The sequence below is a fragment of the Mycobacterium asiaticum genome, assembly GCF_001668675.1.
GTDB classification, from domain to species: domain Bacteria; phylum Actinomycetota; class Actinomycetes; order Mycobacteriales; family Mycobacteriaceae; genus Mycobacterium; species Mycobacterium asiaticum_D.
The window spans coordinates 14,455-36,021 of sequence record NZ_LZKQ01000269.1 but is presented as its reverse complement, the minus strand read 5'-3'; the positions used below and the strand labels follow the sequence as shown (position 1 = coordinate 36,021).

The 21,567-nt window shown below is 65.5% G+C and carries 21 protein-coding genes and 1 pseudogene; 6 read left to right on the top strand and 16 right to left on the bottom strand.

Annotated elements, in window-relative coordinates:
- Positions 1-493: pseudogene (locus tag A9X01_RS32285) on the top strand (PE family protein); the annotation flags it as partial.
- Between the two features lie 205 nt (positions 494-698).
- Here the strand turns inward: A9X01_RS32285 and A9X01_RS22660 are convergent.
- Both A9X01_RS22660 and A9X01_RS22655 read right to left on the bottom strand, forming a co-directional pair.
- Positions 699-1,475: an SDR family NAD(P)-dependent oxidoreductase gene (locus tag A9X01_RS22660; protein WP_065122878.1), complete on the bottom strand. Its 777-nt coding sequence runs from the start codon at positions 1,473-1,475 to the stop codon at positions 699-701.
- 72 nt (positions 1,476-1,547) lie between these two features.
- Positions 1,548-2,126: a TetR/AcrR family transcriptional regulator gene (locus A9X01_RS22655; protein WP_065122872.1), complete on the bottom strand. Its 579-nt coding sequence runs from the start codon at positions 2,124-2,126 to the stop codon at positions 1,548-1,550.
- Between the two features lie 86 nt (positions 2,127-2,212).
- On the opposite strand from A9X01_RS22655, the gene A9X01_RS22650 reads away from it, so the two are divergent.
- Positions 2,213-3,094, top strand: coding sequence for an SDR family oxidoreductase (locus A9X01_RS22650; RefSeq protein WP_065122871.1), 882 nt, complete (start codon positions 2,213-2,215; stop codon positions 3,092-3,094).
- Positions 3,095-3,116: 22 nt separating this feature from the next.
- Here the strand turns inward: A9X01_RS22650 and A9X01_RS22645 are convergent, their stop codons facing one another.
- Positions 3,117-3,926, bottom strand: a complete 810-nt coding sequence (locus A9X01_RS22645) for an LLM class F420-dependent oxidoreductase (protein WP_065122877.1) — start codon at positions 3,924-3,926, stop codon at positions 3,117-3,119.
- 231 nt (positions 3,927-4,157) lie between these two features.
- Here A9X01_RS22645 and A9X01_RS22640 point away from each other — a divergent pair, with 231 nt between their 5' ends.
- Positions 4,158-4,847, top strand: a complete 690-nt coding sequence (locus tag A9X01_RS22640) for an alpha/beta fold hydrolase (protein WP_172832586.1) — start codon at positions 4,158-4,160, stop codon at positions 4,845-4,847.
- Positions 4,848-4,886: 39 nt separating this feature from the next.
- Here A9X01_RS22640 and A9X01_RS22635 read toward each other — a convergent pair whose 3' ends face one another.
- Entirely contained in the window at positions 4,887-5,657 is a 771-nt protein-coding gene (locus A9X01_RS22635; RefSeq protein WP_065122869.1) for an IclR family transcriptional regulator, read from the bottom strand.
- A 69-nt stretch (positions 5,658-5,726) separates the two neighbouring features.
- Here A9X01_RS22635 and A9X01_RS22630 point away from each other — a divergent pair, with 69 nt between their 5' ends.
- Positions 5,727-7,181, top strand: coding sequence for an MmgE/PrpD family protein (locus A9X01_RS22630; protein ID WP_065122868.1), 1,455 nt, complete (start codon positions 5,727-5,729; stop codon positions 7,179-7,181).
- 74 nt (positions 7,182-7,255) lie between these two features.
- Here the strand turns inward: A9X01_RS22630 and A9X01_RS22625 are convergent, their stop codons facing one another.
- From A9X01_RS22625 to A9X01_RS22570, 12 genes are all read right to left on the bottom strand, one after another.
- Positions 7,256-8,203, bottom strand: a complete 948-nt coding sequence (locus A9X01_RS22625; protein ID WP_065122867.1) for a haloalkane dehalogenase — start codon at positions 8,201-8,203, stop codon at positions 7,256-7,258.
- Positions 8,204-8,216: 13 nt separating this feature from the next.
- Positions 8,217-8,900 (bottom strand): DJ-1/PfpI family protein, encoded by a 684-nt coding sequence (locus tag A9X01_RS22620; RefSeq protein ID WP_253849313.1) that lies wholly within the window; start codon positions 8,898-8,900, stop codon positions 8,217-8,219.
- Positions 8,901-9,491: 591 nt separating this feature from the next.
- Positions 9,492-10,442 carry an LAGLIDADG family homing endonuclease gene (locus A9X01_RS22615; protein WP_172832585.1) on the bottom strand — a complete coding sequence of 317 codons (951 nt, stop codon included), beginning with the start codon at positions 10,440-10,442 and terminating at the stop codon, positions 9,492-9,494.
- A 494-nt stretch (positions 10,443-10,936) separates the two neighbouring features.
- A complete protein-coding gene (gene dnaB / locus A9X01_RS22610; RefSeq protein WP_065122865.1) occupies positions 10,937-12,316 on the bottom strand; it encodes a replicative DNA helicase in 1,380 nt (459 codons plus the stop codon).
- Between the two features lie 498 nt (positions 12,317-12,814).
- A complete protein-coding gene (gene rplI / locus A9X01_RS22605; RefSeq protein WP_065122864.1) occupies positions 12,815-13,273 on the bottom strand; it encodes a 50S ribosomal protein L9 in 459 nt (152 codons plus the stop codon).
- Positions 13,274-13,303: 30 nt separating this feature from the next.
- Entirely contained in the window at positions 13,304-13,558 is a 255-nt protein-coding gene (gene rpsR / locus A9X01_RS22600; RefSeq protein ID WP_036362152.1) for a 30S ribosomal protein S18, read from the bottom strand.
- 41 nt (positions 13,559-13,599) lie between these two features.
- On the bottom strand, positions 13,600-14,115 hold the full coding sequence (locus tag A9X01_RS22595) for a single-stranded DNA-binding protein (RefSeq protein WP_036362155.1): 516 nt from the start codon (positions 14,113-14,115) through the stop codon (positions 13,600-13,602).
- Positions 14,116-14,206: 91 nt separating this feature from the next.
- The gene (gene rpsF / locus A9X01_RS22590) at positions 14,207-14,497 is read right to left on the bottom strand and encodes a 30S ribosomal protein S6 (RefSeq protein ID WP_036362157.1); all 291 of its coding nucleotides are present in this window, start codon (positions 14,495-14,497) and stop codon (positions 14,207-14,209) included.
- Between the two features lie 111 nt (positions 14,498-14,608).
- Positions 14,609-15,247, bottom strand: coding sequence for a DJ-1/PfpI family protein (locus A9X01_RS22585; RefSeq protein ID WP_065122863.1), 639 nt, complete (start codon positions 15,245-15,247; stop codon positions 14,609-14,611).
- On the bottom strand, positions 15,247-16,884 hold the full coding sequence (locus tag A9X01_RS22580; RefSeq protein WP_065122862.1) for a glycosyltransferase family 87 protein: 1,638 nt from the start codon (positions 16,882-16,884) through the stop codon (positions 15,247-15,249). The genes A9X01_RS22585 and A9X01_RS22580 overlap by 1 nt, the downstream gene beginning before the upstream one ends.
- Positions 16,881-19,433 (bottom strand): transglycosylase domain-containing protein, encoded by a 2,553-nt coding sequence (locus A9X01_RS22575; protein WP_081282556.1) that lies wholly within the window; start codon positions 19,431-19,433, stop codon positions 16,881-16,883. The genes A9X01_RS22580 and A9X01_RS22575 overlap by 4 nt, the downstream gene beginning before the upstream one ends.
- On the bottom strand, positions 19,426-19,860 hold the full coding sequence (locus A9X01_RS22570) for a DUF5318 family protein (RefSeq protein WP_036362163.1): 435 nt from the start codon (positions 19,858-19,860) through the stop codon (positions 19,426-19,428). Before A9X01_RS22570 ends, A9X01_RS22575 begins: the two co-directional genes overlap by 8 nt.
- Positions 19,861-19,998: 138 nt before the next feature.
- Here A9X01_RS22570 and A9X01_RS22565 point away from each other — a divergent pair, with 138 nt between their 5' ends.
- Positions 19,999-20,868 carry a DUF1707 SHOCT-like domain-containing protein gene (locus A9X01_RS22565; protein WP_172832587.1) on the top strand — a complete coding sequence of 290 codons (870 nt, stop codon included), beginning with the start codon at positions 19,999-20,001 and terminating at the stop codon, positions 20,866-20,868.
- Positions 20,869-20,994: 126 nt separating this feature from the next.
- Positions 20,995-21,537, top strand: coding sequence for a PadR family transcriptional regulator (locus tag A9X01_RS22560; RefSeq protein WP_065034300.1), 543 nt, complete (start codon positions 20,995-20,997; stop codon positions 21,535-21,537).
- The last annotated feature ends 30 nt before the right edge of the window (positions 21,538-21,567 follow it).

The window sequence follows — 21,567 nt, the reverse complement described above, 5'->3', positions numbered from 1 at the left end:
CCTGCTGTTCGGCTCGGGCGGGTCCGGCGGATCAGGCGGTGGCACCGTTGGCCTTTCAACCGGTGGTGCCGGCGGGGTCGGCGGTAACGCCGGCCTGCTCTTCGGCTCCGGCGGCGCAGGTGGTGCCGGCGGCTTCAGTCTGACCAGCCAAGGCGGCGCCGGTGGTGCCGGCGGCAACGCCGGCCTGCTGTTCGGCTCGGGCGGGTCCGGCGGATCAGGCGGTGGCACCGTTGGCCTTTCAACCGGTGGTGCCGGCGGGGCTGGGGGTAGAGCGGGGCAGATCGGCAACGGTGGCAGTGGCGGGGCTGGAGGCAGCGCCGCGATAGAAACCGGAGGGACCGGCGGGGCAGGCGGCACCGGAGCGGGTGCCGTGCTGATCGGCGCCGGCGGCAACGGCGGCAACGGCGGGACCGGCAGCACCGACGGCAAAGCCGGGGCCGGCGGAATTGGAGGACTACTGCTGGGCAACGACGGCAATAACGGCTTGCCGTAACCGCCGCCGGCCCGGCTCGCTGCCCGAAGCAACAGATCGCGATTCAGACGCCAGTTCAGCCGAACTGGTGTCGGCGCCTGCACCTCCGGATGGTTTCGCCTGCCGGCAAGCCTTTACGTCCATCCGTCTTAGAACGCGTCGGGGACTTCGGGTGCTCATGGGGGCAGGTTGGCGAGCGTCAACGTCCGTCGACGCAGCGGCGCATCTATTTCGGTGGCATCCGGATTCCGCCGTCAACGCGAACGACTTCGGCGTTCATGTACGAGTTGGTGATCAATTCGATGACCATGGACGCCAATTCGTCCGGCTTGCCCAGGCGGTGCGGAAAGAGCACGGACTCGCCCAATTTCGCTTTAAAGGCCTCGGAATGTTCGCCTTCGCCGTAGATCGGGGTGTCGATGAGGCCGGGCGCCACGGTGTTGACTCGGATACCGACCGCGGACAGGTCGCGCGCGACCGGAAGGGTCAATCCGACGACGCCGCCCTTGGAGGACGAGTACGCCGCTTGGCCGATCTGGCCGTCGAAGGCCGCGACACTGGTCATGTTCACGATCGCACCGCGTTCACCGGTCTCGGTCGGCTCGTTTCGGCTCATCGCCGTCGCGGCCAGTCGGATGCAGTCGAACGTGCCGACCAGGTTGATCGCGAGCACCTTCTTGTACGCGTCCAGATTGTGCGCAGAAGCGAACTCACCGTCCTTGCCGATGGTGCGCTGCGCCCAGCCCACGCCCGCCGAGTTCACCAGCGCCCGTAGCGGACCAAGGTCGGCTGCGGTGTTGACCGCGTCTTCGATCTGTTCGGTGTTCGTCACGTCGACGTTGACGAACACCCCGCCGATCTCGTGTGCGAGTTCCTGTCCGCGTTCGGCCTGCAGGTCGGCGACGACGACTCGGGCACCCTTGGCGGCGAGTTGGCGGGCGGTCGCCGCTCCGATCCCCGACGCCCCTCCGGTGACGATTGCGCTAGCTCCATTGATATCCACGGTCTGCACAGTACGTGACGTACCGAGCCGCCCGTCAGGCGATCGAAACCTAGCGCGGTCGCATGCCTGCGCTCAGCCCAATGACCCTGCGGCGGCGCGCAATTCGTCGAGGGCGGCCCGGGCATGGGCGGCAAGCGCTGCCCCGTCGTCGCGGTCTCCTTCGGCCCACTGCGCGTAGCCCCGCTTGAAGGCCAGGACTCCCAGCTCCGCAGCCAGCTGGGCCGGCAGGTCCGGCACCCCGCGAGCGACCAGAGCCGCTGACATGGCCGCGGCCAGGCCGACGCTCTTGAGGGCGTCCCGCTCCTGGAGTTCGGTGCTGGCGGCAACGGCGGCCTTGAGGCGTGGCCCGATCTCGCGATTGACCGGGCCCATCGCGCCGGACGCTCGCTCAAGGCCCGCGGCGACCGCCTCCAGCGGGCTGGCCCCTTCCGGCGCTTCGGAAATGCCGTCGGCGAGTAACCGGCACAACGACTCCTGGCCCGCGACCAATAGCTCGCGCTTGTCCGGAAAGTGCCGAAAGAAGGTGCTCTTGGTGACCCCCGCCCGCTCGGCGATCTGGGCCACGGTGGTGGCGTCGTACCCCTGCTCGGTGAACAGGTCGACCGCGGCAAGCACCAGCCGTTCGCGCGCCCCCGGTTCCCATCGAGCCATGCGAGCCATCGTAGTGATGGGACAATTGTCCCGTCAGGCTGGTACAGTGATGGGATCATTGTCCCATCACTCTGCAGGGAGCTTCCATGCACGTCTTCGTCACCGGCGGTACCGGCACGATCGGCTCACCCGTCATCACCGAGTTGCTCGGCAGCGGTCATACCGTTCTCGCCCTGGCGCGCTCGGACTCATCGGAGGCCCTGCTCAAGCGAGCCGGTGCTGAAACGCTGCGAGGAGGGCTGTCGGACCTGGATGTCCTCCGGACCGGTGTCAAGCAGGCCGACGGCGTGATTCACCTGGCTTTCGGGCGCGACTACGGCAGCGCGGAAGCGCTCGCGCGATCCGTCGCAGAGGAAAGCGCCGCACTGGCGGCGATGGGGGACGAACTGGTCGGTAGTGATCGTCCGATCGTCACCGCTTCAGGGACGCCGTGGGCGCCCGAGCGGGCCTCCACTGAGGCCGATCCGCTGCAAACCGAGGGGCCGGTCGGCGGCCGCGCCCGCGCGGTGATGGCGCTGCTGGAGCTGGCCTCGAGTGGGGTGCGCAGTAGCGCCGTACGCCTGCCGCGCACCGTGCACAACGAGGGCAAGGGCGGATTCGCCGGCCTGCTGACCGAGGCGGCGCGGGCGAACGGCGTGGTCGGCTATCCCGGCGATGGCGCCCAACGATGGCCGGCCGTGCATGCACGTGACGCCGCGGTGTTGTTCAGGCTGGCGCTGGAAGGGGCGCCGGCCGGCACCGCCTGGCACGCAGTCAACGACGAAGGGGTCGCGGTACGCGACATTGCGGACGTGATCGGCCGCCGGTTGGGCCTGCCGGTCCAACCGGTGCCGCACGAACATTTCGGGCCGTTCGGCCCGCTCTTCGCGATGGACCAACCAGCGACGAGCCGATACACCCGCGAAGTCCTGGGCTGGCGGCCCAGGCATCCGCGGCTCCTGGACGATCTCGAGAATATCCAGGCGTGAATTCGGCTGTGCTACAGGAGGGTTAGCGGGTATCGCGCCACGCGAGCATGTCGTTGACCTCGGTGAAGTCGTAGCCGTTGTCGTCAGGGTGGATCTCAGCGGTGAACATGGTGACGCCTTCGGCCACGTAGGCATCGGCGTTCTCACGGCCGGTCCAGCCTACGGATCGTTCGATCCGGCTGGCGTCGCGGCCGGCTTCGGCGGCGAGTTGTTTGAGCAGGTCGTTCTTCTGCCGAAAGGCTGGCAGGTCAAGGTAACTGTGCCAGATATGCGCGTGGCGAGCGACCAGCGGCATGACCCGACGTTCGCCGGACCCCCCGATGAGGATGGGGATCTCCCGGATCGGCGCGGGCTGCAAAGCCGCGAGCCGATTCTCGATGCGCGCCAACCCCTCCTCGAACAGGTCCATCCGTGATTTGACCGTTCCGTAGTCGTAGCCGTAGACGGTGTAATCCTTTTCATACCAACCTGATCCGAGTCCGAGGATCACGCGGCCGCCGCTGATGTGGTCGACCGTGCGGGCCATGTCGGCAAGCAGGTCTGGATTGCGGTAGCCGATCCCGGTGACCAGCAGGCCGATCTGGGCGTTGCTGGTGATCTCACCCCATGAGGCGAGCGCGGTCCAGCCCTCGAAGTTGTTGACGTCGGGCTGCACGGGCAGCACGCGGGGCTGGCCGTCCACGATTTCGACTGCCGGTCGGTGGAAGTGGTCATAGCCGAAGATCGCGTCTATTCCGGACTGGTCGGCGCGGATGACCGCCTCGCGCCAGGTGCGGTAGTCGGGCGTTCCGCCGGGCCAAAGCTGAACGCCGATCTTGATGCCGTTGCTCACGGTGATGGTCCTTTCGGTTGGTTCCACAGCTATTAAGAGCGTTGGCACCGAGACAATTCCGACCCCGTTATAGGAAAACTCGATAGGGGGTATTGGTCGGCGCTGATGCGTGACCGAGTGGTACGTGCGTCAGGAAGGTGACCGGATCTCACAGCGACCACCCAGGCTCCTGAGGTAGTGGTCACACAAGAGCTCGGATCGGCCGAGCAATATGCGAAAGATGTTATGAGGATGGCTGATTCACGACCGACGCTGCTACTGGTGCACGGCGCGTGGATGCACTCTTGGGTGTGGGACGGCGTGACCCCCATCCTCGCCCAGGATGGGTGGCAGGTGCGGCTCGTCGACCTACCGACCACAGCCTCCCAGGGCGCAGGAAACTTCGGTTTGTACGACGACGCGGCGCTGGTCAGCGATTGCATCGCAGCTATCGACACTTCGGTGGTGGTGGTCGGGCACTCCTACGGCGGAGCCGTGGTCTCCGAAGCCGCCGCGGACCACGCGAACGTCGCCCACCTCGTTTACGTGTGTGCATTTCAATTGGATGCAGGCGAGTCGTTGCTCGCCGCTGCAGGCGGGACGCCGCTGCCGTGGTGGGTGATCGACGGCAATCAAATGACGGTATCCGAACCAATGCGGTTGTTCTTCAACGATATTGCAGTCGACGATGCCGAGCGGGCGTCGATGCGGCTGCAGCCGTTCAGCTACCCGGCCGTGACCCAGCCGCTGACCCGCGCCGCATGGCGCACGGTTCCGTCGACCTACGTGATCTGCGAGCGCGACACCGCGTTCGGCCAGGGCCAAGACGTCTTCGCCGCCCGCGCCAGCGAAGTACGCCGGCTGCCATCAGGGCACTCCCCGTTTCTGTCGGTGCCTACCGAGCTGGCGCACACCATCGCCGAAGCTGCGATGACTCGATAGGCCGGGTCAAGAGGGAAAACAACAAGCGGTATTGGCGGCCTAGAGATCGTGTGCCTCGATGGTCGCACCGGGGTTTGGGCCCAGCACTGCTGCCAGCCGAGGACCGAGATCACCAGAGGCGCCGCGCAGTGGAGTCGCCAGACGCGCCAGGGCGGCGGGTGACAATCGCTCAGCCGGGCCGGCAATGGTCATCGAGCCGAGCGCTGTTGGCGGAACCGTTGAAACGTCGGGTATGGCCAGCAACGGCACGGAGACGCCGTTGACACCGGGGTGGTTCTCACCGAACGAGGTTTCGTATCCCCGTTCGCGGATCGCGGCGAGTCGCCCGGCGAGCGAACTGTCGAGAGCAAGGTGATCGAGTTCCGCCTGCGGTAGGTGCGCCAGGATCACCCTTCCGCTGGCTCCCGACGTCAGCGGCGACCGTTCGCCAAGCACACCCGAGGGATCGGCGATCGGCCCCGATGGTGCGGGCACGGCAAGTATCAGGACGCGCGCGTCCCCTGCCCGCAAGTGCACGGCGACCGACTCCCCGCTGGTGTTGGCCAGACGTGCCACAACGGGAAAAATCAGGCGCATCATCGCCGGTCGCGGGCCGATGACGGCGGCCAGTGCGATGGCACGGCTGCCCAACCGATAGCCGGAGCGTCCGAGGTGGTGCAAATAGCCTTCGGCTTCCAGCGTCTGTAAGAGCCGGAAGGCGTATGACTCCGATAATCCGGCTCGTTTCGCGATGTCACGTAGCGCGGCGGGTTGCCGCATGCCGGCCAACGTCTCCAGCAGGTGCAAGCCGCGCAGCCCGGTAATCGCCACACTCGGAGATTACTTGCTTGGTATGCAAGTTAACTGATGCTTGTCATCGTGAGCCGCTGCGATCAAGGGATGCAGCCCCCCTCTGATACCGCTAGGGCCAACTCTGATGCGGCAGCGACCGCACCTGCCGGGCCAACCGGCCGATTGGTGAGCTGGGTACACGCGTTGACACACGACCAGATCCCGCAGGCCGTCTGTGAACGCGCCACACACTTGCTGCTGGATGGACTCGGGTGCGCGCTCGTCGGGGCGCAGCTTCCGTGGTCGCGTATTGCAACCTCCGCCGTGTGCGATATCGAAGGTCCCGGCGCGGCCGCGGTAATCGGTACGGGCCGAACGATTACCCCGGCGGGCGCAGCCATCCTGAACAGCACTTTCATCCAGGGTTTCGAGCTCGACGACTTCCATCCGACGGCTCCCCTACATTCGGCGTCGGCGATCGTGCCTGCGTTGCTCGCTACGGCTGCCCACGTCGGAGGCCCCGTCAGCGGCCGGGATTTCCTGGTCGCTGCGGTCGCGGGTTTCGAAACCGGCCCGCGGATCGGCGCCGCCCTGCACGGCACCGAAATGCTCTCACGCGGTTGGCATTCCGGCCCGATCTTCGGAGGTATCGCGTCCGCGGTCGCCAGCGGCAAGGTGCGTCGGTCGAGCCCGGCTGTCCTCGAGGACGCCGTCGGCTTCGCCGCAACACAATCCGCCGGCCTGATGTCGGCGCAGTACGAAGCGATGGGCAAACGGATGCAACACGGGTTCGCGGCCCGAAACGGGTTCTACTCCGCCGCATTGGCACAGGCCGGATACACCGGCATCGATCAGGTACTCGAGCGCCCGTACGGCGGCTTCCTGTCCGTGTACGGCGAGGGACACCATCCGGACGCCGACGAGGTGACACGGGGCCTCGGGACACGCTGGGAGACGATGCAGATCATGGTCAAGTCGTGGGCCGTGATGGGCGGGTTGCACGGCGCGGTCGAGGCCGCCCAGATGCTGCGCGAGCGCCAGGGCAGGCGGGTGATCGAACGCATTGACATTCGCGTCGGCGATGTCGTCTACCACCATGGTTGGTGGACACCGCAACGTCCGCTCACAGTTATCGGCGCGCAGATGAACATCGGTTACGCGGCGGCTGTCACCCTGCTGGACGGTGTCGCACTGCCCGAGCAATTCACCGCCGCACGCCTCGATGCGGACGATGTGTGGAACCTACTGCGCCGCACCAATGTAGAGCTGGACCGAAGCATTGATGAGCTTCCGATCGCGCAGCGCTTTCAGACACATATCACGCTCACGTTCGCCGACGGTAGCCACGACTCGGCGTCGGTGATTGCACCGCACGGCAACCCGGCGGATCCGGTGACCAACGGCGAAGTGGTCGCGAAATTCCGCAACCTCGCGACGAGCGTGATGTCGGTCTCTCGAGTTAGCGCCATCGAGAATGCCGTACTCGGACTGTCGGAGGCTGCCGACGTCGCGCCACTGATATCGCTGCTCGCCGAGCCGGTCGAAAGGACCTTCGACCAATGAGCACGGCAGCACGACCGGTAGCCGCTGCGCCATTGAGGTCATCCGGCCGAGGATCCAATTGCGGTGAGAGGCCGTCAAGACGCGGGCACGTGTTGGGACGCATGCGGGTCACCCGGGCTGACATTGGTGGAATCGCCCGCCCGGATCTTCCGCACGAAGGAGGCGATCGCCTCGCCGATCTCGTCTGCGCTGTCCTCCTGGACGAAATGCGTTCCGGGTACCGTGATTTCGGTTTGGTTGGGCCAGCTACGCACGACGTCGAGAATGCGCTGCTTGGCCTGAATCACTCCGGGATCCGCGCGGACGAACAACTTGGGGACGTCGCTCGCCGCCAGCCAGGTACCGAATTCCTCGATGACCTTGACCACCTCGGCAGGTTCGCCGGCGAGCGGGACATCGCGCGGCCACGACAGGGTGGGCCGTCGATCCTCGCCGGGGTGGAGGAATGGCTGGCGGTAGTAGTTCATCTCTTCGTCGCTGAGGGTGCGCATCACGATGGACGGCAACACGCCCTCGATGAAGTCGTTGTTCTCCAGTACCATCGCCTCGCCCTGCGGGGAGCGGAAGGCCCGAAACATTTGCGCGACCTCTTCGGGGAAATCGTCCCACTCCATCGGCACGGAGACGGTTTCCATGTGCACGATCCCGGCGACCCTGTCACGGTGTTGGTTGGCCCAATCGAATCCCAGCGCACCGCCCCAGTCGTGTAGGACGAGCGTCACGCGATCGCCGAGATCGAGTGCGTCCCAAAGTGCGAAAAGGTATTCGCGGTTTTCGTGGTAGCGGTAGCTGTCGGGTCCCGGATCATCCAGTTTGTCCGATGCGCCCATCCCGATCAGATCGCAGGCAACGAGCCGGCCCAGTCCTTCCACGTGTGGCATAACGTTGCGCCACAGGTACGACGAGCTCGGGTTGCCGTGCTGGAACACGATGGCATCGCCTTGGCCCTCGTCGATGTAAGCCATCCGCTTACCGTTGACCTCCCTATATTGCAACCGGCCGTACGGCTTGGCTCCGGGCATCGGGCATACCTTTCTAAGACTTGTGCTGTGCGGCAAGCTCTTTGCAAGAGGCCATCAACCCTGCGACGTACTCCTTGATGTATTGAACGGTGTCTTGGGTCGCCGACCGCGGTGATCCGCCGTCGAACGGCGGCGCGGGGTCGTACTCCAAAAGCAGTTGCGCATAGCGTGCCGTTTCTTCGTCGAACAGTTCAGCAAGGAGCAGCAAGCCGAAGTCGATTCCTGCGGTGACACCACCACCGGTGATCCGATTGCGGTCGATGACGACGCGTTCCTCGGCTGGTATGGCCCCAAAGAAGGGCAGCGCGTCCAACATCGACCAGTGCGTCGTCGCTCGGTACCCATTCAGCAGTCCTGCGGCCCCCAACACCAGCGAACCGGTGCAAACGGACGTAACATAGCGGGCTCGCGGCCCCCGCGTCACGAGGAAGTCGATGATTTGCGGGTCTCGCATAGCGTCGGCCGTTCCGTTGCCGCCCGGAACGAAGACGACATCGTAGAAATCCGCCGCATCGCAGAGCAGTTCAGTCGCACGGAACGGCGCACCACTGTCCGAGAAGAACTCGTCGGTGGTGGACCCCAGGAGATGCACGTCAGTGTGTTCGCGGAGTGTCTCGTAGGGCCCGATGAGGTCCAACATCGTCAGGCCGGGAAATGGAATCATTGCCACGCTGGGCCGCCGATTGACCTGCGGCACAACGGCAATCACTGGAGACGGCCCGCGAGCCGTCTTGAACTTGGCATCGATTGTCCCTTCAGAGCGGAGGCAACTCGAACGTAGCGGCGGTGCGCAACGGGCGATACTGGCCAAATAGCCAATGCTCGCCGGAATATTGCCATCGTGATCAGCGTGCGGCGGCGGGTGCTGTCAGCGGCACACCAGAAGCGTCGACCAGAACCCTCCGTCGTTGACGTCCTCGCCGGGAATATCAGACAGCTCACCGCCGCGATCCTGACCAGCACGAACTGGTCGTCTCGAACGGCCACCGCGGTGCCAGCCCGAGTAGACGCCGGTACGGCAACCGAGCGAAGGAGCGGTTGAACCAAGCTGTCCTTCGTAGCGGCGGGACGTGGACTCACCCGAGTCCGGCCCACAATGCGCAAAACATTGCACGACTAAGTCATTCTGCTATAGGTGTAAAGCCGACGTAGACGTGTTGGATGGCGGTCGTGCGGCGATCGGGCTCCCCGTCTTCAGCGCCGTGGCCCTACAGGCCGAACCGCGAAACCCGCCGGGTATCGTACCGCCGCATGCGGCCCGATCTCGGCTGTGTGTGCAGTGTAAGCGTCAAACCGTGGACCACCGCACCAAAGCCCCCTGGGTCACCAAAGGATATGTCTCACTCGCGAGAAGCTCGCACACATCATGGCGGCCCAAGTTGTTGATATCGACCACCCGATCCCAATAGACATCGCTCGTAGCCAGGTCGTGCAAGGCCGAGTCGGCCAGAATCACAGACAGCCGATGCAACCTCGTCCGTCCCGGCGCATGAGTCCACATCCGCGGACCGTCATACCTCGTTTTCGTTGCGGTCGCAAAGTCCTTGTCTGACCAGCCCCTTTTCACAAGGATGGCATTGACATGCTCCCACACCTCCACCGGAATGGTGTCCGTTCCTGGCCTGCGGGTCCGCCCGGCGAGCGCCGCGACAACCTCCTGCGCCTTGAGTCCGCGTTCGCCATGCACGCCCACCTTCGTTAAGAAAGCGATCTGATTCGAGGCCCGGTCGATCGAGAGGAACCAACAGTCGCGGTAGCCCACTTTCCCCGTCCGCGTAATACGGCCTTGCACACCCATGCGCAGCAACAGGTGCATGACATCCTCTACTAGGCGGCGGCTGGTCGAGGCGTAGTAAACCCGGCCTTGCGCCGTCTTTGCATCCCACCGCACCGAACCATCGGTCGCCCAAAGATGCCGCAAGAACAACGCGACCTGTTCGTTCGGGAGCCCGAAAACAGCTGCGGGGACGAATTTCTCATGACTGCGCAGTCCGAACAGGCCAAGTCCGTCGAGCCATTCTGCAATTGGGTTACGCCTGCCGTGCGTCAAACGATAAGGGGCGGGCAGCCGCAACGTCGTCACACGCGCGGCTGCGTACTCATCACGAATAGCCGTCACCCCAAAGTGAGTCGCGGCCATCGTCACTGCCGTCAAATTGGCCTCGTCAATGGACGCATATCGAATCGGTTGACGCTTGACGCATGATCCGTCGCCGATCATGTGCGCCAGCAGGATCACCTCTGAATCGTGCATCCTGACCGTCTGAACCGGCTCGCCAATCCTGCGGAGGACGGCAATTCTGGCACCGATCCTCAACTGCGCCAGTGAAACCCAACCATCAATTCTGCACAGTTGTTGGCTCGGTATCATGTCGAGTTGGCGGCCCGAAGCTAGGCCCAGACGCACGGACGGTTGACTCCGAGTAGAGATCTCGCCGGCGGCACGACGCCTGGTAAGCCGCATTCTGTTGTCTACGGACCACACGAGCGGACACTCGTCAGTCTGCATCAAGTCGTCCAATGGCGTATCGATGCCATTGTCTGCCCGCGTGATCCGCAACTTTCGCGGAACCGTGCCACCACTTAGCGGCCCAACACCGCTTTGGCCAGAGGCTGCTTTTACGGCATCTGGGTCAGATACAAAACGCGAATCACCATGTGCAGCCACATCTTAAACATACCGACGGCTACCGACACGTTTGCGCTCAAATCCGGCGCTTCCGACCTCAGAATCTATCTTGCCATGTTGGCGAACCGCGACAGGTGCAGCTGGTGCGCGACTGTCACCGTCTTGGTCGGGCCGTTACGATGTTTGGCCAGAATGAAATCCGCTTCTCCCCCACGTGGATCGTCACGCTCAAAGGCATCGGGGCGATTCAGCAGGATCACCATATCCGCATCCTGCTCCAGGCTCCCCGACTCGCGAAGGTCGGACAGCATGGGCTTCTTATCCGTGCGCTGCTCAGGACCACGGTTGAGCTGGCTGATGGCCACCACAGGTACCTCGAGCTCCTTGGCCAAAAGCTTGAGATGCCTGGAGAATTCGGACACTTCGATCTGGCGTGACTCGACCTTCTTGCCGGACGACATCAGCTGCAGGTAGTCAACCACCACGAGCTTCAAGTTGGCCTTCTGCCGCAGCCGCCGCGCCTTGGCACGAATCTCCATCATCGTCAGGTTCGGTGAATCATCGATATACAGTGGCGCCTCACTGATTTCGCTCATTCGCCGCGCCAGCCGGGTCCAGTCGTCGTCGTTCATGCGACCCGAGCGCATGTCGGCGAGTTTGATTTTGGCCTCAGCCGATAGCAGCCGCATAACAATCTCAGTCTTGCTCATCTCCAGAGAGAAGATCACGCTGGCCATCCGGTGCTTGATAGAGCATGACCGCATGAAATCCAGCCCGAGCGTGGACTTCCCCACACCCGGCCGCGCCGCGACGATGATCATCTGCCCCGGGTGCAACCCATTGGTGACCTCGTCCAGCTCGGTGAAGCCCGTCGGCACGCCACGCGAAATGCCGCCATTGGACGCGATCGCGTCGATCTCGTCCATCGTCGGCTGCAACAGATCCTCGAGCGGGACGAAGTCTTCTGACGTCCGCCGCTCGGCCACCTCGTAGATTTCGGCCTGCGCCCGGTCGACGATCTCGGCCACGTCGGCGCCGTCCGCCCCGGCGTAACCGTACTGCACCACCCGCGTGCCGGCCTCGACCAGACGCCGCAGCAGGGCCTTCTCGGCGACGATGGTGGCGTAGTAACCCGCGTTGGCCGCCGTCGGCACCGTGGAAATGAGCGTGTGCAGATACGGCGCCCCGCCGATGCGGCGCAGCAGCCCGCGACGATCCAGCTCGGCGGCCACCGTTACGGCATCCGCCGGCTCGCCCCGGCCGTAGAGATCCAGAATGGCGTCGTAGACGTTCTGGTGTGCCGGCCGGTAGAAATCACCGGGCCGCAGCCGCTCCAGGACGTCGGCGATGGCGTCCTTGCTCAGCAGCATCCCGCCCAGCACGGACTGCTCTGCGGCGAGATCCTGGGGCGGCTGACGACCGTAATCCTCACTCGGAGGCGGGGAATCCATCCCGGGATGTGGCAGATCGTCAACGACCGCCATCGGCCCTCACCTCCTCTTGACTTAGCACCGAACATATATTCGAAGAACGCGATTCAGAGCGTAAGTCAAGGCACTGACACCCACCCCCGTCCCACCTCATGGCCCCAATTGGCCAAGGCGCCGGGATGAACGTAAACGTTGCTGGCGCATCCTTCAAAGGCCGTTGTTCATGAAGCTGTGCATCGTGTGTGCATATCCATCGACGCCAGTGTTAAGGGGGGTGTGGAGAACTTGTGGATCACTGCGGGGGGCTAGGACATCACTGCTGATGACCGCCATACAACGCCACGAAAGTGGTGTGGACAAGAAGTGCTACGGCGTGTCGGCGCAGGTTATCGCCTCGGGCGTGTTGGTTTTCGGTGACATTTTCGCCGCGTGAATGGCAGGTTACGCCGTCGGTCGATCGGCGGCCGGAATCTGTTCGCCAGCTCCGGGCACGCGAAAACCCGGTGCGGCCGATCAGGAGCGGCCACACCGGGTGAGTAGGACAGTGGCGAGTTAGCTCTGGCCGACGACCTCGAGCGCCACCTCGACGTCGATTTCTGGATGCAGGTGCACGACCACCGGGTGGGTGCCGACCGACTTGATGTGTGCCTTGGGCAGCCGGACGATCCGCTTGTCCAGGTTGGGACCGCCCGCCTTCTTGATGGCGGCCACCACGTCGCCGGCGGTCACCGAACCGAACAGCTTGCCGCTGTCGGCCGCGGTCTTCACCGGCAGGGCGACCGGGCCGAGCGCCTGGATCGCGGTCTTGAGTTCGGTGGCGTGCTCGCGGTCGCGGACCGTCTTCGTCTCCCGGGCCCGACGGATCTCGTCGGCCTGCTTCTGGGCACCGCGGGACGCGACGATCGCCAGACCGCGCGGCAGCAGGAAGTTACGACCGTATCCGTCCTTGACCTCGACCGTGTCGCCGACGGAACCGAGGTGGTCGACGTCAGCCGTGAGAATCAGCTTCATCGTTGAGTACTTTCGTTGCGCGCGCGGGGGTTACCGCGTCGAGGAGGTGAAGGGCAGCAGGGCGACCTCGCGGGCGTTCTTCACCGCGACCGCGATGTCCCGCTGGTGCTGTACACAGTTGCCGGTGACCCGGCGGGCGCGGATCTTGCCGCGCTCGCTGATGTAGGTGCGCAGCAACGTGGTGTCCTTATAGTCGATCTGCTGGTCTTTCTTGGCGCAGAAAACGCATTTGCGCGCTTTGATCGGCTTCTCCGGAGCCGGGCGCCGCTTGGTGGACTTGGCCATGTCTGTTGTTCTTCCGTTCTCGTGCTCTGGGGTTCTCTAAATCAGAAGGGTGGTTCGTCGTCTCCGCCGCCGAACGAACCCGATGCCGGGGCGCTGCCCCACGGGTCGTCGCCGGATCCGCCGGACTGGGCCGGCGCAGACTGCCGGGATCCGCCACCGCCGCCGCCGCTGTAACCACCGCCACCGCCGCTGCGGCTGGCCTTGTTGACCTTGGCAGTGGCATACCGCAGCGAAGGTCCGATCTCGTCGACCTCGACCTCGACGACGGTGCGCTTCTCGCCTTCGCGGGTCTCGAAGGACCGCTGCTTGAGCCGGCCGGTGACGATCACCCGCGCGCCGCGGGTCAGGCTTTCGGCCACGTTCTCGGCCGCTTCCCGCCAGATGTTGCAGCGCAGGAACAGCGCTTCGCCGTCCTTCCACTCCCCGCTCTGGCGGTCATAAATCCGCGGCGTTGACGCAACGGTGAAGTTCGCCACGGCAGCACCCGACGGCGTGAACCGCAGTTCCGGGTCAGCAGTGAGGTTTCCAACGACCGTGATAGTCGTGTCACCAGCCACAATGTCCTCCTTGGTCCCGCCTGATTCTTACCTGGTCCTGGCCTGATGGTTGTTCACGAACAAGCGTAGGCACCGGCCCCGACAGGGACTGCTAGTGCTTGTCGGTGCGCATCACCTTGGTGCGCAACACCGACTCGTTCAGGCTCAGCTGGCGGTCAAGCTCGGAGACCGTCGCGGGCTCGGCCTTCAGGTCGACGACGACATAGATGCCTTCGGCGTGCTTGGCGATCTCGTACGCCAGCCGCCGCCGGCCCCAGATGTCGACCTTCTCGACCGTTCCACCGTCTTTGCGGACGACGTTCAGGAACGTCTCCAAGGACGGGGCGACGGTGCGTTCGTCGAGCGTGGGGTCAAGGATGACCATGATTTCGTATGGACGCATAGGGACCTCATCACCTCCTCTGGTCTGAGCGGCCACGGACGTTCCGTGGCAGGAGGGTCGCCTGCGTCGGCAACCGCATCAGGGTACCGGACGCCGTGCCGACCTGGGAAATCACTTCCGCTCCGTCCGGAACTCCGCGGCCCTGGCCCGTGTCGCGTCATCGGCCTTGGCCACCGAGCCCGCGTCGAACGGGGGCTGGGGGTCGTACTCGATGAGCAATTGGATCGCCTGCGCGGCCTCGCGGTCGACAAGCAGTTCCACCAACCGCAGCGCCATGTCGATGCCGCTGGACACCCCAGCGGCGGTGATGATGCGCTGCGGCAGATGCTCGACGACCCGTTCCGGCACATACCGCGCACCCAAATTGTTCAGTTCGTCGACGGCGGCCCAGTGGGTGGTCGCGGTAAGGCCGTCGAGCAATCCGGCACCGCCGAGCAGCAGCGCCCCGGTGCACACCGAGGTGGTGAAAATGGTGCCCGGATGGACCGCTCGCAGCCAGCCGCTGATGGTTTCATCGCCGATGAGTACACGGGTGCCGATGCCGCCGGGGACCACCACGACGTCGGGCGAATCGACCTCGTCGAAGGTGGCATCGCACGTCACGCCCAGCATGCCGTTTTCGGTGCGGACCTCGCCGCGCTCTCGACCCACGAACACCACCTGCGCCGATGGCAGGCGCTGCAGGACGTCGTAGGGCCCGACGGCATCCAAGGCGGTGAACCGCGGGAACAGCGGAATGGCGATCTGCATCAGGCTCTCTCCCCCACCAATTCGGCTTCCGGGCCCGCCGGCTGATGCCGCGCAGATTTGGGCCGCAACCACTTCGGTAGCCAGCCAGGCGGTGCATCCGGCGCCAGGTCGTAGCTTCCGCCCGCGTGGTCGTCCACCCGGCCCTGCCAGCGCACCAAGTCCTCGCTCGGCCGGTAGATCTGGCGAATCACCAATGCGCACAACGCTATAACCGCGATGTCGCGCAGCAGCACCGTCGTGGTGAACCACTGCTCGGGCAGCGAACGGTTCGAGTTGCCGTACAGGTAGTACATCCGCGGCACCCACACCAATGCATCGATCGTCATCCACACCAACAGCACCCGCCGATGCGGCACCGCCAGCACCGCCAACGGCACCAGCCACAGCGAGAACTGTGGACTCCACACCTTGTTGGTCAGTAGGAAGACCGCCACCACCAGGAATGCAAGCTGCGCCAGCCGGGGCCGGTGCGCAGCGGTGAGCGCGATGTAACCGATTGCCGCACAACACAACAGGAACAGAACTGTGACAACGGCATTGAGCACCGTCGGCGGCTCCCAGAAGCCCAGCGACGGGTCGAACCCGTGCCAACCGGTGAACGACTTGACCACATTGAACAGCGAATCCATATCGTCACCGCGACGGGTGTTGAGCCGGAAGAATTCCGACCAGCCACGCGGATAGAGGACCATCACCGGCAGATTCACCGCGAGCCAGGTCACCGCGGCGGCCAGCGCCGTGCGTGCCACGCCCCGCAGCCGCCCGGACCGAATGCCCAACACCAGCAACGGCCCCAGGAACAACAGCGGATACAGCTTGGCCGCCGCCCCCAGCCCGATCAGCACTCCCGCGAGCACCGGGCGGCGCCGCGCCCACGCCAACAGTCCGCTCATCGCGAAAGCCGTTGCCAACGCATCGAAGTTGGTGAAGATCTGGAAGATCACCAATGGCGACGCCCCCACCAGCGCCGCGTCCCACACCCGGCGGCCGGCCAGGCCCGCCGTCGCCCACACCGTCGCCAGCCAGGCCAACGCCAACCCGAACGCGGCAAAGTTGAAGAACATCACCACCTCGGCCACCACCGGAAGCGGCGCGATCTTGCTCACGGTGGTGTAGGTCTTGGCGACCGCCATCGACAAGTACTGGTAAACCCCGGTCAGCACCGGATATTCCATGTAGCGCACCGCGAGCTTGCCGTCGTAGCGGACCTGCGGCCGACCACCGCTGTCGGTCTCGACCCAACTGGACTTGTACGGAAACTTGCCCTGGCTCAACAACTCCGCGCCGTAGAGCGGCACGGTGTCGGAGTAGCACAACTCGTAATAGGCGCGCTGGTTGTCCCAATTGGCGACCCGCTGATCACCCGGCCCGGTGCCGATGCTCTGCAGGCACGCGGCCTTCGTCGACCAGCCAAGCGCCAAGAACACCAACGCGATCAGGAACATCACCCGCAACGGCGTCATGAAGCGGGTCCGGCCGATCAGCGCGTGCCGGCCGACGGGTCCGCCGATGACGTTGGCCAGGGCGGCCCCGAGCGCATCGGTGCGGCTGGGGCAGTCGCGATTGTCCGCGCTACGCCGGTCGGCAGCGATCGGCCTCGGCGAGATGGTGGCGCGTTCGGTCGGGACCTTGGTCACGGGGGCGGCTGGGGGATGTCAGCCGGCGGCGGAAGTCCCGGAACCCCTGGCGGCGCGGGCGAACCCGGAAAACCCGGCGCGCCCGGCGCGCCCGGTGGCGCCGGCGGTGCCACGGTGACCGTCTGCGGCGGCCCCACCGGGATGGTGATGCCCGGCGCCACCTCGACGGTGGGCTGGATGACGGATACGGAAGGTTGCGGCGGCGGTGGCGGCGGCGCGGGAACGCCCGCGTAACCGCCGATCTCTGTCGGCTTGGGAAAGGTTTCGTTCTGCGTGCCCTTCAGGGCACCGTCCATCGTCGATTTCCAGATGTCCGACGGCAGGCCGGAGCCGTACACCGCGCCGCCGGAGGCATTCACCAACGGCTGGTCGCCTCGGACCGTGCCCACCCACACCGCGGTGGACAGGGATGGTGTGTACCCGACCATCCACGCATCCTTGTTCGCGTTAGTGTCGCCGAGCTGTGTGGTCCCGGTCTTGGCGGCCGACGACCGGCCCCCCGCCAGGCTGTGGCCACGCGAGTAGCCGGCGATTGGCTGCATGGCCGCGGTCACGTTGTCGGCGACGGCCTTCGGGATGCGTTGGTCGCCGCTGTTGTCCGCGGTGCTCGCGTCGAAGAGCACCTGCCCCTCGGAGTTGACCACCTTCTGCACGAAGTGCGGGCGGTGGTAGATGCCGGACGCGGCCAGGGTGGCGTAGGCCGAGGCCATGTCGAACACGCGGGTCTGGTACTGCCCCAGCACGATCCCGTTGTTGGGCGGTCCGCCCTTGCCGTCCTCGGAAAGCGTGTGCGCGACGCCGGGAAAGCTTTCGGCGACACCGGCCTGGTGCGCGGCGTCCGCGACCGCCTGCGGGCCGCCCTTGAGCTTGAGCATGAGCCGGTAGTAGGAGGTGTTCAATGACATCTTCAGCGCCTCGGCCAGGTTGCAGGTCCCGCAACTCTCACCCTCGACGTTGGTGATCTTGATGCCGTCGACCGTCAGCGGTGAACTGTCCACCTGGTAACCCAGGCCGATACCCTGCTCGAGCGCCGCGACCAGAGCGAACACCTTGAACGACGAGCCGGTCTGCAGGCCCGCCTGCGCGAAGTCGAAGCCCTGGGCGTTGGCACCGCCGTAATAGGCCTTCACCGCACCGGTACGCGGGTCGATCGAGACCACCGCGGCCCGCATCTCGGGATCCTCCCCGTCCAGGTTCTTCGACACCGCCCGCTCCGCGGCCTGCTGCGCCTGCGGATCGATGGTGGTGGTGACCTGCAATCCCTGCGTGTTGAGCGTCTGTTCGTCGATGTTGAACAGTTCCAACAGTTCCTTGGTGACCTGCCGCTCGATCAGGCCGTTGGGGCCGGTGGTCTGGTACGCCGCCCGCGCCTGGTCCGGCGAGACCGTCCTCGGAAAGACCTGCGCGGCGCGGTCATTGGCGGCCAGCGCCTTGGTCTCCACCATGCCGTCCAGGACCCAGTTCCAGCGGGCCACCGCCCCTTCGGGGTCGACGGCCGGGTCCAATGTGGAAGGGCGGCGGATCAGCGCGGCCAGCAGCGCGCCCTCGGAAACGGTGAGTTGCTCGACGGGTTTGTCGAAGTAGGCCTTGGACGCCGCCGAGATCCCGTACGCGCCCCGGCCGAAATAGATGATGTTCAGGTAGGCCTGCAGCACATCATCTTTCGACCACTCCCCCGCCATCTTGGTGGCGATGACGAATTCCTTGGCCTTGCGCATCACGCCGCTCCAGCCGTGCTGCGCTGAACCGACCAGCGCGTTCTTGACGTACTGCTGCGTGATGGTGGAGCCGCCCTGCAGGTCACCGCCGAACAGATTGTTCTTCGCCGCTCGCGCGAACCCGCTGAACGAGAAGCCCGGGTTGGTGTAGAAGCCGCGGTCCTCGGCGGCGATCACCGCCTGGCGGACGTGCACCGGGACCTGGCTGAGGTTGACGTCGACCCTATTGCCTTCGGGCGGCACGATTTTGGCGATCTCCGAGCCGTCGCTGGCCAGGATCGTGGAGACCTGGTTGGTGCGGATGTCACCGGGCCGGGGCACGTCGACGATGAAATAGGCCATCGTGAAGGTGACGATCGGCAGCAAGATCAACACCGCCGCGCTCAGGTAGATCGAGCGCCGAACCCAGCGCCAGTTGATCTGCTCGGACCAGGTGGGCTTGCGTCGGGGACCGCGTCGGCCCGAGGGCCCGGTCGGGACGGGCGGGGGCGGCGGTCCGCCCGGTGGGCGCCCGCTGCCGCCGAGCTGCTCGCGGCCGGACCGCGGCGACGGGGCATCCAGCGCGGCCTTGACCTGATCGAGCGCGTCGTGCTCGCCAAGCGCGGACGGCGGGGTGTTGAGCGCGGCCTTGACCTTGTCGATCGGGTCGGCATGTCGTGCCGAGTCGTCGTCGACGACCGGCGGCAGGATTGTGGTCAACCGGTCGTCAGGGGGGACCGACCGGCGCGGCGGCGGTGGGCCGCCCGGGTCACCGCCGGGAAGCTTGCCACCGGACACCGGCTCGCCCGGTGTGTCGCTGGACGGCTGGTGGTGGCGCCCGTCGCTATTCACTGGCCGTGCGGGCGCCGTTGCGCGCCGTCCGCCGGCCGCCACTCCCCCTGGGGGGAGGTGCGGGAACTGCCGCACCCAAGACATACGACTTGACGAGGTGGTTCCAGCTGCAGGTCCGGCACACCTCCACGACGTGGACGGCGAACTCCGAGAACCGGCTGGCCAGCAAAACCAGCTCCTCGGCCGTGCGCGCCGACCCCGACACCGCGCCGAGGTGTTCGCCGAACACCCAGGACACCAACGTGAGCTGTTCCTTGCGGCAGATCGGGCACATCACCTTGCTCGGTTTCCCGTGAAACTTCGCTGCGCGGAGCAGGTAGGGGTTGGCGTCGCACACCTCGGAGACACCGGTGCGTCCCGAATACACCTCGGACAGCAGCGAGCGCCGCCGCAGGGCGTAGTCCACTACCTGTCGCTGCAGTCGCACGCTGACCAGAGTACGTCGCCTTCCCCAGCACGGATACGCAGCGCGGCTGTTCGCGCGGGTGTGGATCGCGGGGTGATCGCGCGGCGATGAAGTATCGGGTGCTCACACGCTGTGCCGCTGTGGCAACCGGCTTCTACGATCATCCCCGTGGCGAAATCTCGTGGCGGTTGGGGAACAACGCGGGCCAAGGACAGCGACCGGCAACGCGCGTGCCGGATTCTCGACAGCGCCTTCAACGACGGTGAGTTGTCGATGGAGGAGCACCGCGAGCGCGTCAGCATGGCGACCAACGCGGTGACCCTGGACGACCTGCAGCTGTTGGTCGATGACCTGCAGTCCGCCGAGATCGCGCCGCCGGTGCAGACCCCCGTGGTCAAGCAGGAAACGAAGTCCACCGGACGCGGTCTGGTGGTGGCCGCCTTCGGGGTGACGGCGCTGCTGGGCATCGCCATCGGTTGGGGCCTGTACGGGAACACCACGTCGCCGCTGGACTTCACCTCGGACCCGGGTGCCAAGTCCGACGGCATCGCGGCGGTCGTGCTGACACCGCCGAAGCAACTGCATTCGCTCGGCGGACTCACCGGGCTGTTGGAGCAAACCCGCAAACGGTTCGGCGACACCATGGGCTACCGCCTGCTGGTCTACCCCGAATATGCGTCGATGGACCGCAAGGACCCCACCGACGAGCGCCGGGTGCTGGACTACACCTACCGGGGCGGCTGGGGCGATCCGAGCAGTAACGCCAAGAACAGCAGCACCGACACCGCGCTCGTCGACCTCGGCAAGTTCGACGTGAAAGCCGTGGTCGGCATCCTGCGCGGCGCCCCGGAGACCGTCGGCATCAAACCCCAGGACGTCAAGTCCACCTATCTGATCGTGGAGCCGGCGAAGGATCCGACCACGCCGGGGGCGCTGTCCCTGACCATCTACGTTTCCGGCGATTACGGCAGCGGATCCATCGAGTTGGCCGGCGACGGCACGGTCAAACAAGTCCGCTACGTGAGCTGAGCGTGTGACGAACGGCGCATTAACGGGCGGTGGTGTTGTCGCTAATATATCGGGGCGATACGATGACGCGAGGCGTCGCAACGTCGTAATCAGTCGTAATCAGCTGCGCAAAAAGGGGGTGTGACGATGCTGGAACTCGCCATTCTGGGTCTCCTCATCGAATCTCCGATGCACGGCTACGAGCTGCGGAAGCGGCTAACGGGCCTGCTCGGGGCCTTTCGCGCGTTCTCGTACGGCTCCCTGTACCCGGCGCTGCGGCGCATGCAGGCCGACGGGCTGATCGCCGAGAACGCCGCGCCCGCGGGCACACCGGTGCGGCGGGCCCGTCGGGTTTACCAGTTGACCGACGAGGGCCGCCGCCGGTTCGCCGAACTGGTCGCCGACACCGGACCGCACAACTACACCGACGACGGCTTCGGGGTGCACCTGGCATTTTTCAACCGCACTCCGGCGGAGGCGCGCATGCGCATCCTGGAGGGCCGGCGCCGCCAGGTCGAGGAGCGCCGGGAAGGTCTGCGCGAAGCAGTGGCGCGGGCCAGCAGCTCCTTCGATCGCTACACCCGCCAGCTACATCAACTCGGGCTTGAGTCCAGCGAGCGGGAGGTCAAGTGGCTCAACGAGCTCATCGCCGCGGAGCTGGCCGCACCCAATCACGCCGAACAGACGTGAATTCGCGAAACACAAGATCGAACAACGTAG